The sequence below is a fragment of the Leucobacter sp. M11 genome, assembly GCF_035726885.1.
GTDB lineage: Bacteria > Actinomycetota > Actinomycetes > Actinomycetales > Microbacteriaceae > JAPFRB01.
In genome coordinates this window covers 37,570-39,344 of the sequence record NZ_JAPFRB010000008.1, presented here as the reverse complement: position 1 = coordinate 39,344, position 1,775 = coordinate 37,570, and the positions used below count along the sequence as shown (strand labels likewise).

At 68.3% G+C, this 1,775-nt stretch carries 1 protein-coding gene; it reads right to left on the bottom strand.

All coding sequences use genetic code 11. The annotated features are described in order from the left end of the window. Window positions 1-116 precede the first annotated feature (116 nt). Window positions 117-1,601, bottom strand: a complete 1,485-nt coding sequence (gene cls, locus OOT08_RS18640; RefSeq protein WP_325094393.1) for a cardiolipin synthase — start codon at window positions 1,599-1,601, stop codon at window positions 117-119. Window positions 1,602-1,775: the final 174 nt, after the last annotated feature.

Below are 1,775 nucleotides of genomic sequence, written 5' to 3'. Positions count from 1 at the left end.
TGACCCCGGCGAGCCTGCTCACGGCGGAGCACTGGGCCGAGATCGAACGGGTCTGGACGCGCGACGGGCGTGCCGAACGGGCGGGCTGAGCGCGCCGCCCGAGCGCCTCGGCCCCGTTACTGCAGGGCCGAGGTGAGCCGGGCCAGGTTGTCGAGGATGCGGGGCCAGAGGCCCTGCTGCTGCCACTCGTCGAGGGTGAGCTCGCGGCTGATCGCCCGGTACTCGTCCTCGACCTCGCGCATCTGCCGCACGAAGGATTCCCCGCGGACGAGGAGCGAGACCTCCATGTTCAGCTCGAAGGAGCGCATGTCCATGTTGCTGGAGCCGATGAGGGCCACATCGTCGTCGATGGAGAAGTGCTTCGCGTGCAGGATGTAGGGCTCGGGGTAGAGGAAGATGCGCACCCCGTGCCGGAGCAGCTGCTCGTAGTAGGAGCGTTGGGCGTGGTAGACCATCGCCTGATCGCCGATCTCGGAGACGAAGAGGTCGACGGGGACCCCGCGCGCGACCGCGGAGGTGACGGCGTACATGATGGACTCATCGGGCACGAAGTAGGGGCTCGTGATGACGATGCGCTGCTGCGCGCCGTGGATCATGCCGAGGAAGAGGCGGAGGTTGTTCTCGTACTCGAAGCCGGGGCCGCTCGGCAGCACCTGCGCCTCGAGCGTGCCTGAGCCGATGGCTTGGATCGCCGACCCGGCGGATGTTGGCTCCTCGATGGCCCGGATCATGGGGGTGTCGAGGACCTCGCCGGTCTCCGAGTACCAGTCGCTGAGGAAGACCGCGTCGGCGGCGTACACGGCCGGTCCGGTGACGCGCGCGACCAGCTCCTGCCACTGCAGGCCCCGCTTCAGGTTCTTCGGGAGGTTGTAGGAGCGGTGCGTGAGGTTGAAGGAACCGAGGTAGGCAACCGTGCCGTCCACGACGAGGATCTTGCGGTGGTTGCGCAGATCGGGGCGCTGGAATTTGCCCTCCAGGGGCTTCAGGGGGAGCATCAGGTGCCACTCGACGCCGATGTCGGTGAGCTTCGCCTGGGTCTCCCGGTAGAAGGGCTTCCGGGAGCACGCCCAGTGATCCATGAGGACGTTCACCCGCACCCTGCGCGCCACGGCTCGCGCCATCGCGTCGAAGACGGGGGTGGTCGCCCGGTCGAAGACGAGGATGTAGAACTGGACGTGCACATAGGTCGTCGCGGTGTCGATCTCGGCGGCCATCCGGGCAATCGTCTCGTCGTAGTCGCCGATGAGCTCTGCCTCGTTCCCGCCCGTCAGGGGCAGCGCGCCGAGCCGCGTGTTCATCGTGATGAGGGAGTCCAGCCAGTGCGGTTCCCCGGGGGCGGTGGGCTCGGGGTGCGCGGCGAGCGTCTGCTCGATCACCTGGTTGATCTCCCGCTGGGTTTCGCGGCGCTTCCGCGGCAGCTTCGGGCTGCCGATGAGCAGGAAGACGATGATGCCGAGCACGGGGATGAAGAAGATCGCCATCAGCCAGGCCATGCCCGAGGTGGGGCGCCGGTTTGGCGGCACCACGATGATGGCCGTGACGCGGATCACGAGATCCAGTGCGATCGTGCCGATGAGTACCCAGCTGACGGTGGTGTCCACGTTTCTCCCTCGGAAAATCCTGTTCTCACCGTAGCGGCTCCGAGGCCGCGGCGGGGGACCGGCGGAGGACCGGCCGCACCCGCGCCCTCCGGCCCCCGTTTTCCCCAGTGTTGCCGCGCACCGCCCCCGCCCGGGCGCGGCCCGCCTACCGTGGGCCGCATGAACCCCACACAG